Origin of the sequence: Pseudomonas serbiensis (genome assembly GCF_030580745.1) — a bacterium.
Lineage (GTDB): Bacteria > Pseudomonadota > Gammaproteobacteria > Pseudomonadales > Pseudomonadaceae > Aquipseudomonas > Aquipseudomonas serbiensis.
In genome coordinates, this window is sequence record NZ_JAUQOO010000002.1 from 70,029 (window position 1) to 88,964 (window position 18,936).

Genomic DNA, 18,936 nt, shown 5'->3' on the forward strand with positions numbered 1-18,936 from the left:
TCATTAATCGCATCACAGGCATGACTCAAAGGTCTGACCCATGGATTTACGCCAGCTTCGCCATTTCCTGGCCTTGGCCAACCACCTGAACTTCACCCGTGCAGCCGAAACCGCCTGCATCACTCAATCCGCTTTCAGCCGCAGCATTCAGGGGCTGGAAAACGAACTGGGTGGCCCGTTGGTAGAACGTGGCAGCCGTGGCGTGGTACTGACCGCCAAAGGCGAAGCATTGCGTGGACGTGCGACTCGCCTGCTGGCTGAGGCCAGTAACCTGCGTGACGAGATGGCCGCCGATGAGTCTTGCCCAGGCACCAGCCGCTTGAGTGTGGGGGTTGGCCCGCTGGTCTCGGCCCACCTGTTGCCTCAGGCACTGGCCAGCTTCGTCGGCGTGTTCCCGCAAACCGTCATGGAAGTGCGCGTGGACAAGCCGTCCAGCCTGCTGACGATGCTCGATGAAGGGCTGATCAGTTTTCTGGTGGCAGACCTGCGGCATATGGATATCGACACCCGCTATCTGGCCAGACCATTGCGCTTCCGGCGTTTCGGGTTGTTCTGTCGGGCCGGCCACCCGCTACTCGGCCATCCCGCCCCACACTTCCGGCAACTGGTGGATTACCCCCGTGCAGCCGCCATGCTGCCGCTGGAGCTACGCGGTCTGCTTCAGGAGCAATGGGGTTCAAAAGGACCGGCGCTGAATCTGGAAACCCAGTACAACGACCTGCTGCCCAAACTGGTGGCGTCGTCCGACAGCATCGGTGTCGCACAACTGGAGGTCATAGAATCCCTGACCGCCTCGGGCGCGTTCCAGCGCCTGCGCTGCCTCGATGAGCCGCTGTTGCTGCGCGATGGCGGCGCCTGCTTTGTCATCGTGCAGCGCGCCGATCAGCCTTTGAGCAACGAAGCCCGCTGCATGATAGAAACGCTGCTGGATATCGACGACTCCGGCAGCAGCGCCGCAGCCCGGCCAACTTACGAAGTGGCGCGTCAACTGGCGCTGTAGAAATCAGGGCTGCGCCTTGCCTTGAGCATCGTAGCGCGGCCATGGTGATGCGCCGTGACGAGCGATGGACTGCTCTACAAAACGCGGCTCAAGCCATTGGGCAACATCGAACTGCCGACGAACAAGGCGCAACTCATGGGCCTGGCGCAGGCTCTCTTCCAGGCTTGCCGTCAGAAAGCTGTCCAGCCGTGGCGAGGAGCGAAAACGCAGATCCGCGCCTTTACTTTCTTCCTTCGCCAGCGCCACCGGAATGCCGCTGGCCTGCTCCTGCCCCACCAGATATTGCTGGTAACCGACTGGCTCGGACAGGCTGCCAGCAATATCCACCAGCACATCGACCAGTGTCTGCGTGGCCTGCGGGTAACGGTCGATAAAGTCCTGAGTGGCCAGCGTGGCGCCCTGAACAGTGGCGTGTGGCGACAGTGTCTGAGTACTCAGCGGAATAGCCATGCCCTTGTCCCGCAAACTCAGTACGTTGAAATTCGACCAGGTCGCATCGACCTGGCCAGCCAGCAGTGCCGCCGCCGCGGCACTCCAGTCCAGGCTGGTGATTTTCAGGTCCTGCTCGCGCAAACCGGCCTCCGCCAGCAGGCGACCAAACGACAGTTGATCGGCTGTGCCGCGATAGAGAGCGACCCGCTTGCCTTTCAGGTCTTCGGCTCGCGCAATGTTTGCCTCGGGGCGGCTGGCCAAGAACATATTGCTGCCACGCGACCCCATCAACACACGAGTCTTCAAGCCACCGGAACGACCGATAATCGCGGCCAGATCACCAAGGCCGACCACATCCAGTTGGCCATTGGCCAAAGCCTCGTTGATTGCCGGGCCTGCGCCACGGAAAAAGTGCCATTCGATGCGCGTACCGCGACTGGCGAAAGCCTCTTCCAACTGGTGCTGACGCTGGGCAATACCCAGCGCTCCCGGCGCGTAGGGTTTATTACGGGTACTCAAATCCGGCACGCCGATGCGAATCACTTCAGGAGCTTCTTCGGCCTGCACGGTTGCGATGCTCAGCCAAGCGCTCATCAACAGTAACAAGGATGCACTCAGGGCTCGCGATACGAAGCTCATGGCTGGATTCCATTCAACGGGTTGGCGGCTTGCGGACGCTGCTCTTCGAGCACGGCGGCGCGACGTACCCGACGAATCGCCGGGAAATAGTCCGAAACGGCAAGGTGCTGGGTGCTGCGATTATCCCAGATTGCCGCACAACCGGCCTGCCAGCGCCAGCGGACCTGAAAGGCAGGGTTTTCCAGATGCTGGAACAGCAGATCCAGAATGGCCCGCGATTCATGCGAGGAAAGCCCGACGATATGTGAGGTAAAGGCACGATTGATGAACAGCGAAGGCCGCCCGGAAACCGGATGACGGCGCACGACCGGGTGGCGCGTGGGTGGCGGCAGCCTGAGCAGGTTGTCGAGTATGCCCGGCTGCTCCAGCTTGCTTGCATAGTCGAACGCGGGGAAAACACTATGAATCGCTTCCAGCCTGTCCAATAACCCGCGCAGCGGTTCGGACAATGCCTGATAGGCGGCTTCGGTATCGACCCATAGCGTGTCGCCACCCACCTCGGGAATGGTTTCGGCATGCAGCACGCCGTATTTCAACGGACGTTCGGCAAAGGTCACATCGGCATGCCAGGTATCGTTGGCGCCCTTGCGCGATTCGTCGTAGTTGAAAACCACGAGTTCCTGAGTGTCGGCGTGCGCCTGAAAGGTCGGATGCACATGCAGCTCACCGAGCCGCGCAGCGAAGTCGCGCTGCTGCAAGGCTGTCCATTGCTGATGTGGGAAGAACAATACCTTGTGACGCACCAGAGCCGCTTCGACCAGCGCCAGTTGCCGGTCATCCAGGGCTTGCAGCTGGATGCCATCGACCCGCGCGCCCAACAAGGGGTTGAGCCGTGTGATGTGGCCCTGAAGATCGTCTTGAATAACCGCAGGCTGCATGTTTCACCCTCTCGAATCCAAACAGAGGGTCACGACTCTAGGCAGGCAAGGCCATGAACAACCAATGCATTGCAGGTCTGGAAGTCATGCAGTGGCCGAATGCAGGTTCGGGGCGAATTCATTCGCGAATGAATTCGCTCCTACGCTGCCGAGCCTGCCGCTATTTCGCTTCGCCGGTCGGCCTCTCGGCAATCACCTGTGGCAATACATCGCTGCCACGCCAGCGGCGAACCGCTTTCTGGAAGAACTGGCTGTTCGGCACCTGCACCAGTGCGCCACCTGTCTCGGGCATTTCGATCAGGGTGGTGAACATCAGGTTGATGGCAACAACCCGGCCTTTGACGCCCGGTTTGTCCAGCGTCTCGACCAGCTCAACCACATCGCCGATGCGAAAAGGGCCGATGGTGAAGATCAGGATGGCGCAGAGCAGGTTTGAGAGCACACTCCACATGGCGAAGAACGCGACAGCCGCAACCGCGACAAAGCCTGACAGCGCAGTCCACAGCACAGTGGCGGAAACACCGAGCCGGCCCAGCACGAAGACAAACGCGCTGCCCATGATCAACCAGCGCAAACCGCCACGGACCGGCACCAGAAGTTCAGGTGGCAGCGGGTAGCGTTCGCCCAGCCCGGTCAGAAAACGGCCTATCAAGCGCTGCAACACGTAACCCGCCAGCAGGATCAACAGGATCTGTATGCCCAGCCAGAGCGGTTCGATCCAGTAGGCCGTCAGCGGCAACCCGAAAAATTCCATCAGCCCCTCACTTCAATTACGACAACGCTTCCAGCTCGGCCTGCATCGACTCAAGCAGTTCCAGCGCTTCCATCCAGGCCTCTTCCAGTTCGGACTCCCGTGTTTTCAGCTTGGCTTGCTCTGCCAGCAGATCACGCAGCTTGTCCTTGTTGGCAGCCTCGTAGTTGGTGCTGTCAGCCAGAGCTTCTTCGACCTTGGCCAGTTTCTCGTGCAAGGTTCCCAGTTCACGCTCAAGCTTGTCGGCTTCGCGTTTGTGGGGAGCCAGTTGCTGACGCAAGGCTGCTGCCTGCTGACGCTGGGCTTTCTTGTCGGTCTTGTCGGCGTTGACCGGCGTGTTGCTGACCGGCGCATTACGCAGGCGGTAATCGGCCAGCCAGCGCGTGTAGTCATCCAGGTCGCCATCGAACTCCTGAACCCGGCCATCGGCGACCAGCAGGAAATCATCGGTGGTGCTCTTGAGCAAATGCCGGTCGTGGGAAACCACCAGCACCGCGCCACTGAACTCCTGCAAGGCCATGGTCAGCGCCAGGCGCATTTCCAGGTCCAGGTGGTTGGTCGGTTCGTCGAGCAGCAACAGGTTAGGTTTTTCCCAGGCAATCAGGGCCAGCGCCAGACGCGCCTTTTCACCACCGGAGAAGTTCACCACCGGCTCGTCCAGACGAGCGCCACGGAAGTCGAAGCCACCCAGGAAGTCGCGCAACGTCTGTTCACGCTCGGTCGGTGCCAGACGCTGCAAGTGCAGCAAGGGGTTGGCCTTGGCATCCAGAGAGTCGAGCTGATGCTGGGCAAAATAGCCAACCGTCAGGTTCTCGCCACGCACCAGACGGCCACCCAACGGCTCAAGCTCACCGGCGAGGTTCTTGATCAGTGTCGATTTACCCGCGCCGTTAGGCCCCAGCAAACCGATGCGGGCACCGGGCGTCAGTTGCAGTTTGACCTTCTCCAGGATGGTCTTTTCGCCATAGCCCAGACGTGCTTCGGACAAATCCAGCAACGGGCTGGAGATTTTGTCGGATTCACGGAAAACGAAGTTGAACGGCGAGTCCACATGCGCGGCGGACAGCTCTTCCATGCGCTCAAGGGCCTTGATCCGGCTCTGCGCCTGACGGGCCTTGGTGGCCTGAGCCTTGAAGCGCGCGATGTATTTTTCCATGTGCGCACGTTGCGCCTGCTGCTTCTCGTAGGCCTGTTGCTGCTGGGCCAGACGTTCGGCACGGGCGCGCTCGAAGGCGCTGTAACCACCGCGATAAAGCGTGATCTTGCGTTGCTCGACGTGGGCGATGTGATCGACCACCGCGTCGAGGAAATCACGGTCGTGGGAAATCAGCAGCAAGGTGCCGGGATAGCTCTTGAGCCAGTCTTCCAGCCACAGAATGGCGTCGAGGTCCAAGTGGTTGGTCGGCTCATCGAGCAGCAGCAGATCCGAAGGGCACATCAGGGCTTGCGCCAGGTTCAGGCGCATTCTCCAGCCACCGGAGAAACTGCCGACCTGACGCTCCATCTGCTCGTTGGTGAACCCCAGGCCCGCCAGCAATTTGCGCGCACGGGCATCGGCGGTGTAACCATCGGCGCTGTCGAGTTCGGCATGCAGACGCGCCTGGGCAGCACCGTCCTGGGCAGCTTCGGCTTCAGCGAGCTGACGCTGAACCTCGCGCAGACGCAGGTCGCCGTCCAGGACATAATCAACACCCAGACGCTCAAGGGTATCGACCTCCTGACGCATGTGCGCAATGCGCCAATCGGCAGGCAGCAGACAATCACCGGAGTCAGGCGTCAACTCACCACGCAACAAGGCGAAGAGGCTGGATTTGCCGGCGCCGTTGGCACCGATCAGGCCGGCTTTCTGGCCGGCGTGCAGGGTCAGCTCGGCGTCTTCTAGCAGACGTTGCGGACCACGCTGTAAGGTAAGGCTTTGAAGTCGAATCATAATGGCGGCGGAGTCTACCAGCTTCGTCTCAAACAGGTAGCTCACTATGCCTTCTGACCTTTGGAGTTTCACCCTCGATTTCTATGCCAGGCCCGGTGTCGAGCAAGCATGCTTGCGCCTGCAAACCAACGGGGCCAATGTCTGCATGGTGCTTTGTGGTGTCTGGCTGGGCAAACGTGGCGTGAAATGTGATGCGCAGCGATTACAGGAAATCGGACAGTTGGCGACGCCATGGCACGATGAAGTGGTGCGCCCTCTCAGAGAATTACGTACGCAATGGCGTAACGCGGCACAAACCGATGCATCGCTGGGCGCATTGCGCGAGCGAGTGAAAACACTGGAGCTGGAAGCCGAGCAGCAGTTGCTCGTGAGATTGCAGGCACTGACACAGGACTGGTCAGTTGAGGAAGCAGATGACTTGCAGCGCTGGCTGGACGGGTTATCCGCAGAGGCAGCCGGCAAGAACCGCGACGCGCTGCATGTGCTGCGCGTCGCGGCGGACCAGCCTTAGGACCCGCTGGTTGGCGTGACGCTATTGGCGGTCGATGGCGCTGGCGCTGCTGGAGCCGGTGTTGCTGCGGCGGCTGGAGCAGGCTTGGCTGCCGGAGCTGGCGTTGCCGGTTTCGCGGCGGCTGCTTTTACCGCCGGCTTGGCAGCAGGTTTGGCTGCTGGTTTTGCGGCGGGCTTGGCTGCCGGTTTGGCTGCGGCCTTGGCTGGCGCTTTAGCCGCTGGTTTTGCCGCACTGCTCGCAGCAGGTTTGGCCGCTGCTGCCGGGGCTTTGGTCGCCGCTGGCTTGGCAACCGGCTTGGCGGCCGTTTTTGCAGCGGCTGGTTTGGCCGCAGCGGTTTTGGCCACAGCTTTCACTGGAGCCTTGGCGGCTGCCGGTTTTGCAGCAACCGGCTTGGCCGCAGTTGGAGCTTTCGCGGCTGCTAGCTTGGCCGCAGTGGATGCAGCTTTGGCAGCGGGTTTGGCCGCAGGCTTGGTTGCAGCTTTGGCTGGAGCCTTGGCGGCAGGTGCCTTGGCCACAGTTTTCCTGGCGGCAGCCGGAGCCTTCGCAGGTGCAGCAGGCTTGGCCTCACGCGAGGTCAGAACCTTGCTGACGGCTTCCTTGACACGACCAACACCCTGGGCAAGTTTAAGGCTCTCTTGAGCGTCGCGCTTGAGTTGCAGAATGTAGGTGCGGGTTTCGGTCTGGCGATCCTTGAGTGCGTCGAGCAAGTCTTCAAGTTCTGCAACGGCACTCTTGGCCTTGGTCTGCGCCTTTGCCTTGCCGGCAGCAGCAGCGTCCTGCAACTTGGTGCGAGACTTGTGCAGTTTTTCCTGTGCTTTACCGCGTTGTTTTTCAAGCTTGGCGAGCAGTTTCTCGGCATCAGCCAAGGCTTGAGAGCAGGCGTCTTCCAGATGTTCGAGCAAGCTGCTCGAAAGATGTTGGAGCAGATGCAATGGAGTGTTTACTGGCTTCTTTTTGGCCGACATGACTTACCTCCTGGCTGACGAAATTGCGGCCCATACTAGACCTCTGTCCGAAGCGCCGCTAGGGCATCTTGACAGCTTCAGATGCACCCTGTTGCATACGACAACAAATGATTAACGCAACTGTTGCAGGAGCAATACGAAATTCACTTGCCCAGAGCCATCACCGCAAGCCCTTGCACTGGCATAATCGCTGACTTCCCAGGCCGGAGAGCATTCATGTCGCGCTACCTGTTAACGTCGTTGTTCCTCTTGATTCCCCTGGCACACGCCGGCGAAACCACTCCGGCGAAGGACTCCCACGACCTTGCTTACAGCCTGGGCGCAAGCCTGGGTGAGCGTCTGCATCAGGAGGTCCCGGACCTTGACCTGACAGCGCTGGTGGAAGGTTTGAAGCAGGCCTATCAAGGAAAGCCTCTGGCGCTCAAGCAAGAACGTATTGATCAGGTTCTCAGAGAACATGACGCCGCATTGGCGCAAGCCGAAGCTTCAGGCACCGATTCACAGAGCGAAGCAGCCCTGAGCGCGGAGCGTCGCTTCATGGACAGCGAAAAAGCCAAGCCCGGCGTGAAGACGCTGGCCGACGGTATTCTGATGACCGAGCTGACACCCGGGACGGGGCCAAAACCTGAAGCCAATGGCCGGGTGGAAGTCCGCTATGTCGGCCGCTTGCCCGACGGCACGATCTTCGATCAGAGCACGCAGCCGCAGTGGTTTCGACTCGACAGCGTAATCAGTGGCTGGACCACGGCCCTGCAAGGCATGCCCGTGGGCGCGAAATGGCGTCTGGTGATTCCTTCTGCGCAGGCATATGGCGCAGAAGGCGCAGGCGATCTGATCGACCCGTTCACGCCGCTGGTCTTTGAAATCGAGCTGGTCGCCGTTTCGCAGTAACGGCAGAGACAGAAATGCGAAAGGGTGCGAACGCACCCTTGGCAATACACATTCCCCCGAAAACGACAGGAGCAGGTCAGGCCTGAGAGGCCGCCTCTTCCTTGTGGGAGTTGTGCAGGACTTCGATCAGGCAGTCTTCAAGCTCGAAGCGCTCATGCAACAGACCACCCAGCTTCTTGAACTCGTTGGCAAAGACTACGCCATCCGAGCAATCGCCTTTTTCACAGTGATCGTTGAAAGTCAGAGCAAGCTTGGTGATACCTTCCAGACGCGGATAGATCGTATCGGCCAGTTCAAGCCCGCGCTCATCGTTGAACGCATGGGCTTCGCTGTTCAGTTGCTCATAGATCTCGAAATGACCGGCTGAAACGTAGTCGACCAGAATTTCACAAAACTTCAGCAGTGCCCCACGATCCGCGGCCAGCAACTCTGGCGTATCGCCGAGAGCGTCATAGGCTCGAACCAATTCATGGCGGTCCTGCAACCAGCGGTCAATCAGCAGATTGACACCGCCCCAGCGTTCCTGAGCATTACGACAACTTTCCAGCATGATGTTCTCTCTTCCCTTAAGGGGCATGCGGTCCTGTGCTGGCCTTACAGTATCGCAAGAACCTAGCCTGATGAAAGCGTCAGGACAGCATACTCCCAATGACGCGTGCGGCTCAGATTATGCCCGCACGCCAAGGCCATCAAGGTACGCAGGAGAGAAAGTTCATACAAGCGTTTAATACCCTCTGCCACCACCCGTGGACATCCAGCGATGTAAGCCACTGAAAATTGGATACAACGCCAGCAAGCTCAGGATCACAAAAGCCAGCAGGCTCCACTCGGGAAGGGTGATACCGAACAGGGACCAATTGATTTCGGCGCATAGATAAGTGTCGTTACGCAGCCGTTCACCCACGCCCTCGAGCGACAGTGCATTGATCACATATTCATGTCGGCCAATGATGGAGCCCAACTCTTCGGCAGATGCCGTTTGCAGCCATATCTGAACCCCCGCCACCAGGACGCCGGTCAGCGACAGCAACAGCAGGGCCAGGCAATAACGGCGCCAACCGGTTTCCTGCGGACCATGAACAGCCGCCACCAGACAAAGCAGGCCACACGCGACAATGATGGTTCGCTGCAAGAGGCAAAGGATGCAGGGGAGCAAGCCGAACGCACGCTGCAAGTAGATGGTGGTACCGATGATCAGTGCACTTGCGATGAATGCCAGGAAGAACAAGGAACGGGTGCGGGCCAGATACATGGCTAATCCGTAACGATATGACGAAGACAGTTACGGTAGAGGAAAGCACGCAACGCTTTCAAGGCGACAAAGTACAGACGTTTCGCTGTTTACAGTGGAAATAAAACACCAGAGAAAGAAGATTCTTTACTGATCACTGTAGGAGCAATCCAAGCCACTGCGAAAGAAAACCAAGCGGCTTGAATTGACCATGTTTTTCAGGCTGAAAGCCCTGAAGCAGGGATTTCATGGCGCTGGATTCAGTTGCTGCTCAATGCCGGAAGCGGACGCGCCAGAAAACGCTCATCAAGCATTCCCAGACCTTCCTGGAACAGTTGATTGCTGCGATCGGTATCGCCCATCTGTGCCAGCAGCCGTGCCAGTTCGGCACAGGTTTCGGGATTGCGCTGCAACCGCAGGCTGCTTTCCAGATAATCACGGGCCTTGCCCCACAGACGGGATTGCAGACATATACGCCCCAGGCTCAGCAACAGGCTCGGGTCATCGGGATGATGCTTGAGCCAGCCTTCGGCAGCCTGCAACTGTTTCGATTCGTCACCGCCGCGCACCAGACCGTAAAGCCTGGCCAAGTGGCTGTTGTAGTCCTTCTTGAGCGCAGTGCGCAGCACCTCTTCGGCCTGGGCCTCGGCCCCCAGACGACGCAACTGCTCGGCATAAGCCAGCACCAGTTGCGGCTCCTGTCTTTGCGCGGAGGTCAGGCCTTTCCAGGCTTTTTCCAGTGAAGGCAGGCCGGTCGGCTCGCCGTCACCCTCCTCGCGATACGCGGCCAGGGTGAGATTCTCGCCCCAGGCACGGCGCTCCAGCTCGGCCAGTTCCCTGGGCGGCAGCACCTTGTCCTTGCGCAACTCGGGCATCAGCCGGATCAGATCGGACCAATCGCCCCGCTGCTGATAAAGGCGCTGTAACTGGCGCAGCACCTGCGGATTGTGTGGATGACGTTCATGCATGGCCTGAAGGGTGCTCAACGCCCCGTCGGTATCGCCCCGGTCCTGTTGCAGTTGCGCATGACTCAAGGCAATTGCCAGCTCCGCCTGCGGCTGACGCTCAAGCGCACGCTCCAGCAGGTTGTCACTTTCATCGTAGCGACCCTGCTCGTTGGCGGCACGCGCCGCACCCAGGTAGTAGAGCAGCGGCTGGGGATCAGACTCGGCGGCGCGATGCAGATGACGCTGCGCGCTGGCCCAGCGGCCTTCGGCAAGATCCATCTGTCCCTGTTCGATTGCCAGTTGCACCCGACGGCTGCGGTTACGGCGCGACCATGGGTTGACCACGCCCCCGGATGTCGTGAGCAGCGTGATCAGTAACCGGGCAATGAAGATCAACAGCACAAGCGCCACGAGCAGGCCAAGAGTCGCCCACAGACTCGATTCATAGCGGAAGTTCTGATAGGCGATCAATACGTAGCCGGAGTGTTCGGCAATGGCGATGCCGATCAGCGCTGCAATAGCGACGGCAATGAACAGCAGCAGGTAGGCGCGCTTCATGGGCTGATCCCCCGAACCTCGGCAGGCTGGCTTGATGCATGACGACGCTCAAGGTAGGCCTGGACTGCGCTCAGGCTCTGCGCCAGATCCGGCGTCACCACCGAAACAGGCTCTTTGATCAGGGTATCCAGACGTTCGCCGATCACCTTGCTCTGCGGCTCATCCTGATTGAAATTGGCCAGCAGGACGCCTTTGGCTTCCAGCAGAGCCTGGGTATACACCTTCGGCTCGCCATTGAGTGCAGCCCATTGCGCCTGCTCCAGCGCCAGGCTCAGTGCCAGACGGACCTGCGCCAGACTCTGGCCGGCCAGTACCGGACGAATGTCCTTGTCGGCGTTGAAGTCGATACGGAAGTAATGGGAAATGTGATTCCACCAGCGGGACCAGTAACTGTCGTCGTTCTTGTCCGTGGCCAGCCCCAACAGCGGCTCGCCTTTATCTTCGTATTCGGGCGCCAGACGGTTGAGCTGCACCGACTGGTCGCGCAACGCCGCCAGTTGCAGGAACAGCCCCGTGCGATCCGGCTGCTCGATACTGCGCAATGCCGCCAGGCTCTTGGCCAATTGTTCACGGGCAGCAAACGAACCCGGATCATCCTGCTCACGCAGGATCTCATCGGCTCCCTGCACCAGCGCCTGGGCACTGTTGATATCCTGCAACGCCGACAGGCGCAGGCTGGCAAGGCGCAGCAGATGCTCGGCCTCGGCCAGACGCCAGTCCTTGCGGCTGGCACCCAGCACGGTTTCCAGACGCTGGCTCAGGCGCTGCTGATCCCCCTGCAATTGCGCGACCAGACGACGGCTGTCTTCCAGTTGGTCTGCAGGAGGAAACTGAGCAAGACGGGCGCTCAATTGCTGGTCATTCTGGGTCAGGGCCAGGGTCTGCTCGGCAATGTTTTCAACCTGTCCTCGCTGCTGCAAGTGACCGGCCTGCAACATGCGCAGTTGCCATACCCCCCAACCGGCGACGGCAACGCCTGCAACACCAAGCAGCAAGGCCAGGATCACCAGACCGTTGCTGCGATTACCCGGACGCAAGGGGCGCACTGGATCGGGTGTGGATGTCGATGTTTTCAACACCGATTCTTCATCTTTTGGCAAGGCTGTTTCGCTCACGTATCCATCCTTTGCATTTGGGCGTAGTAGCGTAAACGACAACTCGTCGATCAATACGCCTTGACGACAGGCTGAGGCTGATCCTGCAACGCTGCCAGCAATGCCGCGGCGTTGGCGCCACGACAATCAACCACGTTTTGAGCCCCGGCGGCACGCGCCATTTCGGCGACCCGGGGGCTCGGTACAAACAAAGGCAACACGGCCAGTTTCGGCCACGCATTGCCTGCTAACTGGAGCAGATGTTCAAAACCCTGCCCACTGCTGACCACCAGCCCGTTCAAGCGTTCCGATTCGACGCGCTGAGAAAGGGTCGAAGGCGGGTACTGTGGCAGAAAACGACGATACAACGGCAGGTAGTCGACACTAACACCTTGCTCGCGCAGACGCTCAGCCAATAGCTCGCGCCCTTCATCACCGCGCATGATCAGCACACGGCTGCCCGGGATGTCGATAGCCTCCTGCAATTTGGGCAGCTCAAGCAAGGCCTCGCTGTCATCCCCATGCTCGGGCCAGCTCACACCGATCAAACCATAGTCCAGCAGAATCTGCCCTGTCGCCGCGCCCACACTGAACCAGGGCTGGATGAAGGGTTGCGGCCAGATTTCATCGATCAGTTCCAGCCCAAGCCGGGCGGCGGGCTTGCTGACGACAATCACAGCGCTATAGAGAGGCAGGTCGAAAATCATCGAGCGTTGCGCAGGTGTTATCGGCAACGGCTCGATTTCAAGCAAAGGCAGACTGCTGCTGAACACGCCGGTCTCGGCCAGGGCCTTGGCCAGTGCTGCCGACTCTTCGGCGGGACGGGTCAGCAACAGACGCCAGGTACTCATTCTTCTCGAGCCTCGCCATAGACAGCCTGAAGAATCTTGCCCGCCCCCTGGGCCAACAAGTCTTCGGCAACCTGGATACCCAACGCCTGAGCCGATGTCTGCGGGGCGCGCGCCTCGGCATGCAGCAACAGGCCGCCTGACGGATCACCCACCAGACCGCGCAACCATACCTGATCGCCTTCCAGCACGGCGTAGCAGGCGATAGGCACCTGACAACCACCGTTGAGGTGCTTGTTCAGCGCACGCTCGGCAATCACGCGCACGGCGGTGTCGCCATGATGCAGCGGCGCAAGCAATGCGTGAATTTCAGTATCGGCGCTGCGGCACTCGATCCCGACGGCGCCCTGCCCTCCGGCAGGCAGGCTGTCATCGACGCTGATGGCCGAGGTGATTCGGTCTTCAAAGCCCAGACGGATCAGGCCGGCAGCCGCAAGAATGATCGCGTCGTACTCTCCGGCATCCAGCTTGGCCAGCCGAGTATTGACGTTACCGCGCAGAAACCGGATTTCCAGGTCTGGACGACGTGTCAGCAACTGAGCCTGACGCCGCAGGCTGGAAGTGCCCACGATGCTGCCAGCAGGAAGCTGCTCCAGACTGCTGAACGTATTGGAAACAAACGCATCACGCGGGTCTTCGCGCTCGCAGATGCAGAACAGCCCGAGGCCTTCGGGGAAATCCATCGGCACATCTTTCATCGAGTGCACGGCGATATCGGCTTCGTTTTCCAGAAGAGCCGTTTCCAGTTCCTTGACGAACAGGCCTTTGCCGCCGATTTTCGACAACGGGGAGTCGAGCAACTTGTCGCCACGGCTGACCATAGGCACCAGAGTCACGATCAACCCCGGATGAGCCTGCTCAAGCCGGGCTTTGACATATTCGGCCTGCCAGAGGGCCAGCGCACTTTTACGGGTGGCAATGCGGATTTCGCGAGAGGACATGAATCAATCCGTGCTTGATAGATGCGACGGATAATAACAGCACAACCTGAACGACTTCAGCGCTGACTCAAAAAGTAAAAACGGCTTCATGACCCGGATCAACGAAACGACAGTGGCTAAAGCGCGACCCGCCTGAAATCGGGGCCTCCACAACGGCAACTCTCTGTGGACAGGAACCGGCTCGACATCCTGCAAGCCTTCCGGCGAGCGCAGCCACTTTTTCGTACCTAAAGCTGTTGCATCATCTTGCGCACCCCGGCGACATGCCGGCGGCTGACGATCAAGGCGTCGCCATTGAGCCCCTTGAGGAACAACTGGAAATGCCCCAGCGGCGTGCGCTGCAAACGCTCGATCCGCTCCCGTGCCACCAGCGCATTGCGATGGATACGCACGAATCGATCACCGAACTCGTCTTCCAGTGCCTTGAGCGGCTCATCCAGCAGTACTTCGCCGCCTTCATGACGCAGGGTGACGTACTTGTGGTCGGCAATGAAGAAGATCACCTGATCCAGCGGGATCAGTTCAATGCCTTTGCGGGTTCGCGCACTGATATGACTGCGCGGACCGTTGCCACTTTCGGCAGCCGGGCGGGTCATCGCTGCCAACTGCACACGATTGGGTCGCTCGGCTTTTCTCAGTGCCTCGAGAAGATTCTCGGGGCGGACAGGTTTGACCAGATAACCGACCGCACTGACCTGAAAGGCATCCAGTGCAAATTCGTCGTGCGCAGTACAAAAGACAACTGCGGGCGGGGTTTCACGCTCGCACAGTTTCGCCGCGACCTGAAGACCGTCGAGACCCGGCATGCGGATATCGAGCAGCACGACATCTGGCTTGAGGTTTTCAATCAGCGCCAAAGCTTCTTCGCCATTGGTAGCGCTGGGTTCAAGTACCCTGTAACCCTCGATTTCACCGACCAATCGGCTCAGTCGCTCGCGGGCCAGGGGTTCGTCATCAACGATCAGGACATTCATATTGCTCTGGCTTCCTGCGTGAGTCTCGCACAAGGATAGCGTAGACAGGTGTAGTGACGACCGTCACGGCGCTCCACGCTCAGACTGGCGTGCGGGCCAAAAAGTGCCGTAATGCGTGCACCTATATTCAACAGGGCCTGTTGAGTACCGTTGGAAGTCTGCCGTGTGGCAACTTCTTCATAGGGATTGCTGACACACAATATGAACTCCCCCCCTTCATAGTCTGCCTCGACTGTGACTATGCCCCCTTCGATACGCGGGGCAATGCCATAGATCAAAGCGTTTTCCAGCAATGGCTGCAAGGTCAACTGGGGAATAGGCAAATCATCAGGAATTGCGCTCACCCTCCAATCCAACTGTAGACGCTCGCCGAGACGATATTGCTCAATCGACAAATATCGTTTCGCCAACGCCAGCTCCTCATGCCATGTCACCAGCGTTCCGGGCTTGGCAAGGCTGGCCCGAAACAGGTCCGACAGATCCAGAACGGCCTGCTCGGCCTTGACCGGATTACTGGCCACCAGGCTGGCAATACTGTTGAGCGTGTTGAACAGAAAATGCGGACGAATCCGTGCCTGAAGCGATTCGATCCTGGCCTGTAGCTCACCCTGCTGTTGCTTGCGCCACTGACTCTGCAAATAAAAATAGCGCAACATCAGCGCCGACATGATCAACGCGATCAACGAATAGCGGATATAGCGCTCAACCATGCTGCCCGGCGAGATCCTGCCGGTCAGTTGGCAGACATCCGTCACCGCCGCACACAACAAGGTTAGCCCGACTACCAGCAAACAGCTGAGAATACCGGCAAGGCCTGCGGGCAGGCGTGCCAGCCAAGGACGCAACGCGCACAGCAAGGCCGCCGACAACAAGACGATCCATTGCACGAACATGGACATCAGCGCCAGACAGACCCAGTCGAACGCCGGGCGCATGGGCTCAAGCAGCACCATGACCAGCACCAGCAACTCGGCCAGTACGACGAGCACCAGCAAGGTCTGCGGCAGGCACAGTTCGGGCAGGAAAAAGTCTTTGCCGGGATCGGCTTTGACTTTGGGGTTCAAAGGGTCTTTTCGCATAGGCTCAGTCTCAGCCCTGGCATCGTCAGCGGCAAGCCATCCGAGAATAAAAAAGCAACAACCTGTTATCATCGCCAGCGCCCTTGTGCCAAGAACCGGGCACGCCACTTTCAGCAGAGCAACGAGCGAATCTCCATGAGCACCGACAAGACCAACCAGTCCTGGGGCGGCCGTTTCAGTGAGCCCGTCGACGCCTTCGTCGCGCGCTTCACCGCTTCCGTCACCTTTGATCAACGCCTGTATCGTCACGACATCATGGGCTCCATCGCCCACGCAACGATGCTTGCCCATGTCGGCGTTCTGACCGAAGCCGAACGCGACACCATCATCGATGGCCTGAAAACCATCCAGAGCGAGATCGAGGCTGGCAGTTTCGAGTGGCGCGTCGACCTGGAAGACGTGCACATGAACATCGAAGCGCGTCTGACCGACCGCATCGGCATCACCGGCAAGAAGCTGCACACCGGCCGTAGCCGCAACGATCAGGTCGCCACCGATATCCGCCTGTGGCTGCGTGACGAAATCGACCTGATCCTGAGCGAAATCACCCGCCTGCAAAAAGGGCTGCTGGAGCAGGCCGAGCGCGAAGCCGAAACCATCATGCCGGGCTTCACTCACCTGCAGACTGCCCAGCCAGTGACGTTCGGTCACCACATGCTGGCCTGGTTCGAGATGCTCAGCCGTGACTACGAGCGCCTGGTCGACTGCCGCAAGCGCCTGAACCGCATGCCTCTGGGCAGCGCCGCGCTGGCGGGCACCACGTACCCGATCGACCGCGAACTGACCTGCAAGCTGCTGGGTTTCGACGCAGTAGGCGGCAACTCGCTGGACGGCGTCTCGGATCGCGACTTCGCCATCGAGTTCTGTTCTGCCGCTTCGGTTGCGATGATGCACCTGTCGCGCTTCTCCGAAGAGCTGGTGCTCTGGACCAGCGCCCAGTTCCAGTTCATCGACCTTCCGGACCGTTTCTGCACGGGCAGTTCGATCATGCCGCAGAAGAAGAACCCTGACGTCCCGGAGCTGGTTCGCGGCAAGAGCGGCCGTGTGTTCGGCGCACTGATGGGCTTGCTGACCCTGATGAAAGGCCAGCCGCTGGCCTACAACAAGGACAATCAGGAAGACAAGGAGCCGCTGTTCGACGCAGCCGACACCTTGCGCGACTCCCTGCGCGCCTTCGCCGACATGATCCCGGCCATCAAGCCAAAGCACGCCATCATGCGTGAGGCCGCGTTGCGTGGTTTCTCCACTGCCACCGACCTGGCGGACTATCTGGTGCGCCGCGGCCTGCCATTCCGCGACTGCCACGAAATCGTGGGCCATGCCGTGAAGTACGGTGTGGAAACCGGCAAGGATCTGGCAGAAATGAGCCTGGAAGAGCTGCGTAAATTCAGCGATCAGATCGAACAGGACGTGTTCGCCGTGCTGACGCTGGAAGGCTCGGTCAATGCACGTAACCACATCGGCGGTACAGCTCCGGAGCAAGTCCGGGCAGCCGTGGGTCGTGGTCAGGCGCTGTTGGCCAGCCGTTAAAAAGGGGCGCCGTCGCGGCCAGGCCTGCCGGGCCGCGACGGGGCAAGACGGTATCTACCCGGCTTTACGCGCCACCGCCTGCACACGCGCCAGGAATGCTGGCCATTCAGCGTCCCTATCGGCCGCTACCCGCTGCACATTCGGATTGAGCGCCAGACGCTCAAGCAGGGCACGCGCCCCCGGCATATCCCGCAACAGATCCATCCCGAACAACTTCTCTGCGACTTGCTGGGCAAGGTCGACGCTGTAAAGAAAATACAGATCCGCCAGGGTGAACTTCTCGCCTGCTACATAGGGTGCAAAACGAGCACGCTGGGCCAGGGCCTGGAATCCCTTGAGCAGGTCCCGGCGCGCCTTGGCCTTGATGTCTTCAGGGGTGGGCCGGCAACCGAAGAGGGCTTCGACGTAACACAACCGCGCTGGCAACTCGATATACAGCTCGATTTCCTTGGCGATGGTCCATACCTGGGCACGAGAGAACGGGTCCTCGGGGAGCAGCGCCCGGCCGGGTTGGGTTTCCTCGATGTAGCGCAGGATGACATCAGTCTCACTGATGAAACCCTGTCCGGTTTCCAGTATCGGCACCTTGCCTCGGGCACTGATCGCCAGTACCTCGGGATTCTGGCATCCATGCAGCGCAACCATTTCAAAGGGTAACTGCTTCTCCAGCAGAGCCAGCTTGACCATATTGAAATAATTGCTTGCGGCAAAACCATAAAGCTTCAGCACGTCGGCCTCCTTGACCATTAAGTTGTTTGTGGCGGTACTTTTATATATTTTTCCAACTGTGTCAGTGGGTTAAGCACTCCTCACACAACTTAAAGACGGTTCTGACAGGCAGGCTTCACCGAAGCCGACACGGGCAAAAGAATCCAGTTAAACTGCCAGCCTTCACTGAGGACTTACCATGACCGACCCAATCGATAACGATGAAGAAGAGTTCACCGCATCGACTCTGATCGAAGCGATTGAAAACCAGATCGAGGCAGATAACCCGCCAGCCGCCAAGGCCACCTACAACAAGCTGACCCTGGTCGGTTATGAGCGTGAAGACATTCTTGAGCTGATGGCACATGTACTGGCAATCGAGATCGATGCCATGCTCGAAGAAGACCGGCCATTCAATACCCAATGGTATGAAACCGCCTTGCGCGCCTTGCCGGAACTGCCGCCAGAGGCCTGACTTCGATATTCCTGCAAGAGATATGCTGCAAAGACTCCAGCCTCTGGCTACACTGCAAAAGCCCCTCTGCCACTCAACACCCTGGGGCTTTCCTGCAAGCTGGCGTTAACGGTCATACAGAACCGACGTGTCACACAGCCTTGTCGATTCTGTAACCCTCACGACCCAGCCAACTACAAAAAGTCTGGAGTCCTTATGTCGTATACCCCTGAGCTGGTTGCCGAACTGGAAATCCTCGCACTGTTCAACCTGGGCAACACCCAGGAAGGCCTCAAAGTCCACCATGTAGCAGCCCCGACAGCCATTGCTGCTGCAAAAAGACTCTTTGCAAAAGGCCTCACCACCCAAGTCGATGGTGGCTATCTGACGAGCCTCGGGCTTGAAGCTGCCGAGCATGCCCAATCGCTGCTGACCATCCTGAACGTCTCCGAAGAGGCTGCCTGAAAAAGACGCCGGGCCTGCCAGTGCAAACAAAAAGGTGCAGCAGGCCCTCCATTTATGGGAATGTACGCCGATAGAAAACCGGCGCCAGAATAATAACCCGACCGTTCATG

The 18,936-nt window shown here is 59.4% G+C and carries 20 protein-coding genes; 6 read left to right on the plus strand and 14 right to left on the minus strand.

What is annotated here, in order from left to right:
- Positions 1–40: 40 nt before the first annotated feature.
- Positions 41–1,000 (plus strand): LysR family transcriptional regulator, encoded by a 960-nt coding sequence (locus Q6A51_RS03250; protein WP_201019429.1) that lies wholly within the window; start codon positions 41–43, stop codon positions 998–1,000.
- 3 nt (positions 1,001–1,003) lie between these two features.
- Here Q6A51_RS03250 and Q6A51_RS03255 read toward each other — a convergent pair whose 3' ends face one another.
- The 4 genes from Q6A51_RS03255 to Q6A51_RS03270 form a co-directional block, all read right to left on the minus strand.
- A complete protein-coding gene (locus Q6A51_RS03255) occupies positions 1,004–2,071 on the minus strand; it encodes an ABC transporter substrate-binding protein (RefSeq protein ID WP_304574127.1) in 1,068 nt (355 codons plus the stop codon).
- Positions 2,068–2,949 (minus strand): TauD/TfdA dioxygenase family protein, encoded by an 882-nt coding sequence (locus tag Q6A51_RS03260; protein ID WP_201019431.1) that lies wholly within the window; start codon positions 2,947–2,949, stop codon positions 2,068–2,070. Before Q6A51_RS03260 ends, Q6A51_RS03255 begins: the two co-directional genes overlap by 4 nt.
- Before the next feature lie 160 nt (positions 2,950–3,109).
- A complete protein-coding gene (locus Q6A51_RS03265) occupies positions 3,110–3,703 on the minus strand; it encodes a mechanosensitive ion channel family protein (RefSeq protein ID WP_201019432.1) in 594 nt (197 codons plus the stop codon).
- A gap of 16 nt (positions 3,704–3,719) precedes the next feature.
- Positions 3,720–5,630 carry an ATP-binding cassette domain-containing protein gene (locus Q6A51_RS03270; protein ID WP_304574128.1) on the minus strand — a complete coding sequence of 637 codons (1,911 nt, stop codon included), beginning with the start codon at positions 5,628–5,630 and terminating at the stop codon, positions 3,720–3,722.
- 46 nt (positions 5,631–5,676) lie between these two features.
- Here Q6A51_RS03270 and Q6A51_RS03275 point away from each other — a divergent pair, with 46 nt between their 5' ends.
- Positions 5,677–6,141 (plus strand): TIGR02444 family protein, encoded by a 465-nt coding sequence (locus tag Q6A51_RS03275; protein WP_304574129.1) that lies wholly within the window; start codon positions 5,677–5,679, stop codon positions 6,139–6,141.
- On the opposite strand, the gene Q6A51_RS03280 is transcribed toward Q6A51_RS03275, so the two are convergent.
- Positions 6,138–7,106: an AlgP family protein gene (locus tag Q6A51_RS03280; protein ID WP_304574130.1), complete on the minus strand. Its 969-nt coding sequence runs from the start codon at positions 7,104–7,106 to the stop codon at positions 6,138–6,140. The two genes, Q6A51_RS03275 and Q6A51_RS03280, sit on opposite strands and share 4 nt — an antisense overlap.
- 216 nt (positions 7,107–7,322) lie before the next feature.
- Here Q6A51_RS03280 and Q6A51_RS03285 point away from each other — a divergent pair, with 216 nt between their 5' ends.
- A complete protein-coding gene (locus Q6A51_RS03285) occupies positions 7,323–7,997 on the plus strand; it encodes an FKBP-type peptidyl-prolyl cis-trans isomerase (RefSeq protein WP_201019436.1) in 675 nt (224 codons plus the stop codon).
- Between the two features lie 76 nt (positions 7,998–8,073).
- On the opposite strand, the gene rsd is transcribed toward Q6A51_RS03285, so the two are convergent.
- The 8 genes from rsd to Q6A51_RS03325 form a co-directional block, all read right to left on the minus strand.
- Complete coding sequence (gene rsd / locus Q6A51_RS03290) at positions 8,074–8,547, minus strand: sigma D regulator (protein ID WP_304574131.1); 474 nt, start codon at positions 8,545–8,547, stop codon at positions 8,074–8,076.
- A gap of 174 nt (positions 8,548–8,721) precedes the next feature.
- Complete coding sequence (locus Q6A51_RS03295; RefSeq protein WP_304574132.1) at positions 8,722–9,249, minus strand: disulfide bond formation protein B; 528 nt, start codon at positions 9,247–9,249, stop codon at positions 8,722–8,724.
- Between the two features lie 239 nt (positions 9,250–9,488).
- Positions 9,489–10,733 carry a heme biosynthesis protein HemY gene (locus Q6A51_RS03300; RefSeq protein WP_304574133.1) on the minus strand — a complete coding sequence of 415 codons (1,245 nt, stop codon included), beginning with the start codon at positions 10,731–10,733 and terminating at the stop codon, positions 9,489–9,491.
- Positions 10,730–11,848, minus strand: a complete 1,119-nt coding sequence (locus tag Q6A51_RS03305; protein ID WP_201019439.1) for a uroporphyrinogen-III C-methyltransferase — start codon at positions 11,846–11,848, stop codon at positions 10,730–10,732. Before Q6A51_RS03305 ends, Q6A51_RS03300 begins: the two co-directional genes overlap by 4 nt.
- A 50-nt stretch (positions 11,849–11,898) precedes the next feature.
- Entirely contained in the window at positions 11,899–12,678 is a 780-nt protein-coding gene (locus Q6A51_RS03310; protein ID WP_201001111.1) for a uroporphyrinogen-III synthase, read from the minus strand.
- A complete protein-coding gene (hemC, locus tag Q6A51_RS03315) occupies positions 12,675–13,616 on the minus strand; it encodes a hydroxymethylbilane synthase (protein ID WP_201001109.1) in 942 nt (313 codons plus the stop codon). The genes Q6A51_RS03310 and hemC overlap by 4 nt, the downstream gene beginning before the upstream one ends.
- Positions 13,617–13,843: 227 nt before the next feature.
- Positions 13,844–14,590 (minus strand): LytR/AlgR family response regulator transcription factor, encoded by a 747-nt coding sequence (locus tag Q6A51_RS03320; RefSeq protein ID WP_201001108.1) that lies wholly within the window; start codon positions 14,588–14,590, stop codon positions 13,844–13,846.
- Positions 14,587–15,669 (minus strand): sensor histidine kinase, encoded by a 1,083-nt coding sequence (locus tag Q6A51_RS03325; protein WP_201001107.1) that lies wholly within the window; start codon positions 15,667–15,669, stop codon positions 14,587–14,589. Before Q6A51_RS03325 ends, Q6A51_RS03320 begins: the two co-directional genes overlap by 4 nt.
- Positions 15,670–15,804: 135 nt before the next feature.
- Between Q6A51_RS03325 and argH the strand changes: the two genes are divergently transcribed.
- Positions 15,805–17,199 (plus strand): argininosuccinate lyase, encoded by a 1,395-nt coding sequence (gene argH / locus Q6A51_RS03330; protein WP_201001106.1) that lies wholly within the window; start codon positions 15,805–15,807, stop codon positions 17,197–17,199.
- 54 nt (positions 17,200–17,253) lie between these two features.
- On the opposite strand, the gene Q6A51_RS03335 is transcribed toward argH, so the two are convergent.
- A complete protein-coding gene (locus Q6A51_RS03335; RefSeq protein WP_201019441.1) occupies positions 17,254–17,928 on the minus strand; it encodes a glutathione S-transferase family protein in 675 nt (224 codons plus the stop codon).
- A gap of 178 nt (positions 17,929–18,106) precedes the next feature.
- Between Q6A51_RS03335 and Q6A51_RS03340 the strand changes: the two genes are divergently transcribed.
- Both Q6A51_RS03340 and Q6A51_RS03345 read left to right on the plus strand, forming a co-directional pair.
- Positions 18,107–18,382 (plus strand): hypothetical protein, encoded by a 276-nt coding sequence (locus Q6A51_RS03340; protein ID WP_025257965.1) that lies wholly within the window; start codon positions 18,107–18,109, stop codon positions 18,380–18,382.
- Positions 18,383–18,577: 195 nt separating this feature from the next.
- Positions 18,578–18,826, plus strand: a complete 249-nt coding sequence (locus Q6A51_RS03345; protein WP_201001104.1) for a TIGR02647 family protein — start codon at positions 18,578–18,580, stop codon at positions 18,824–18,826.
- Positions 18,827–18,936: the final 110 nt, after the last annotated feature.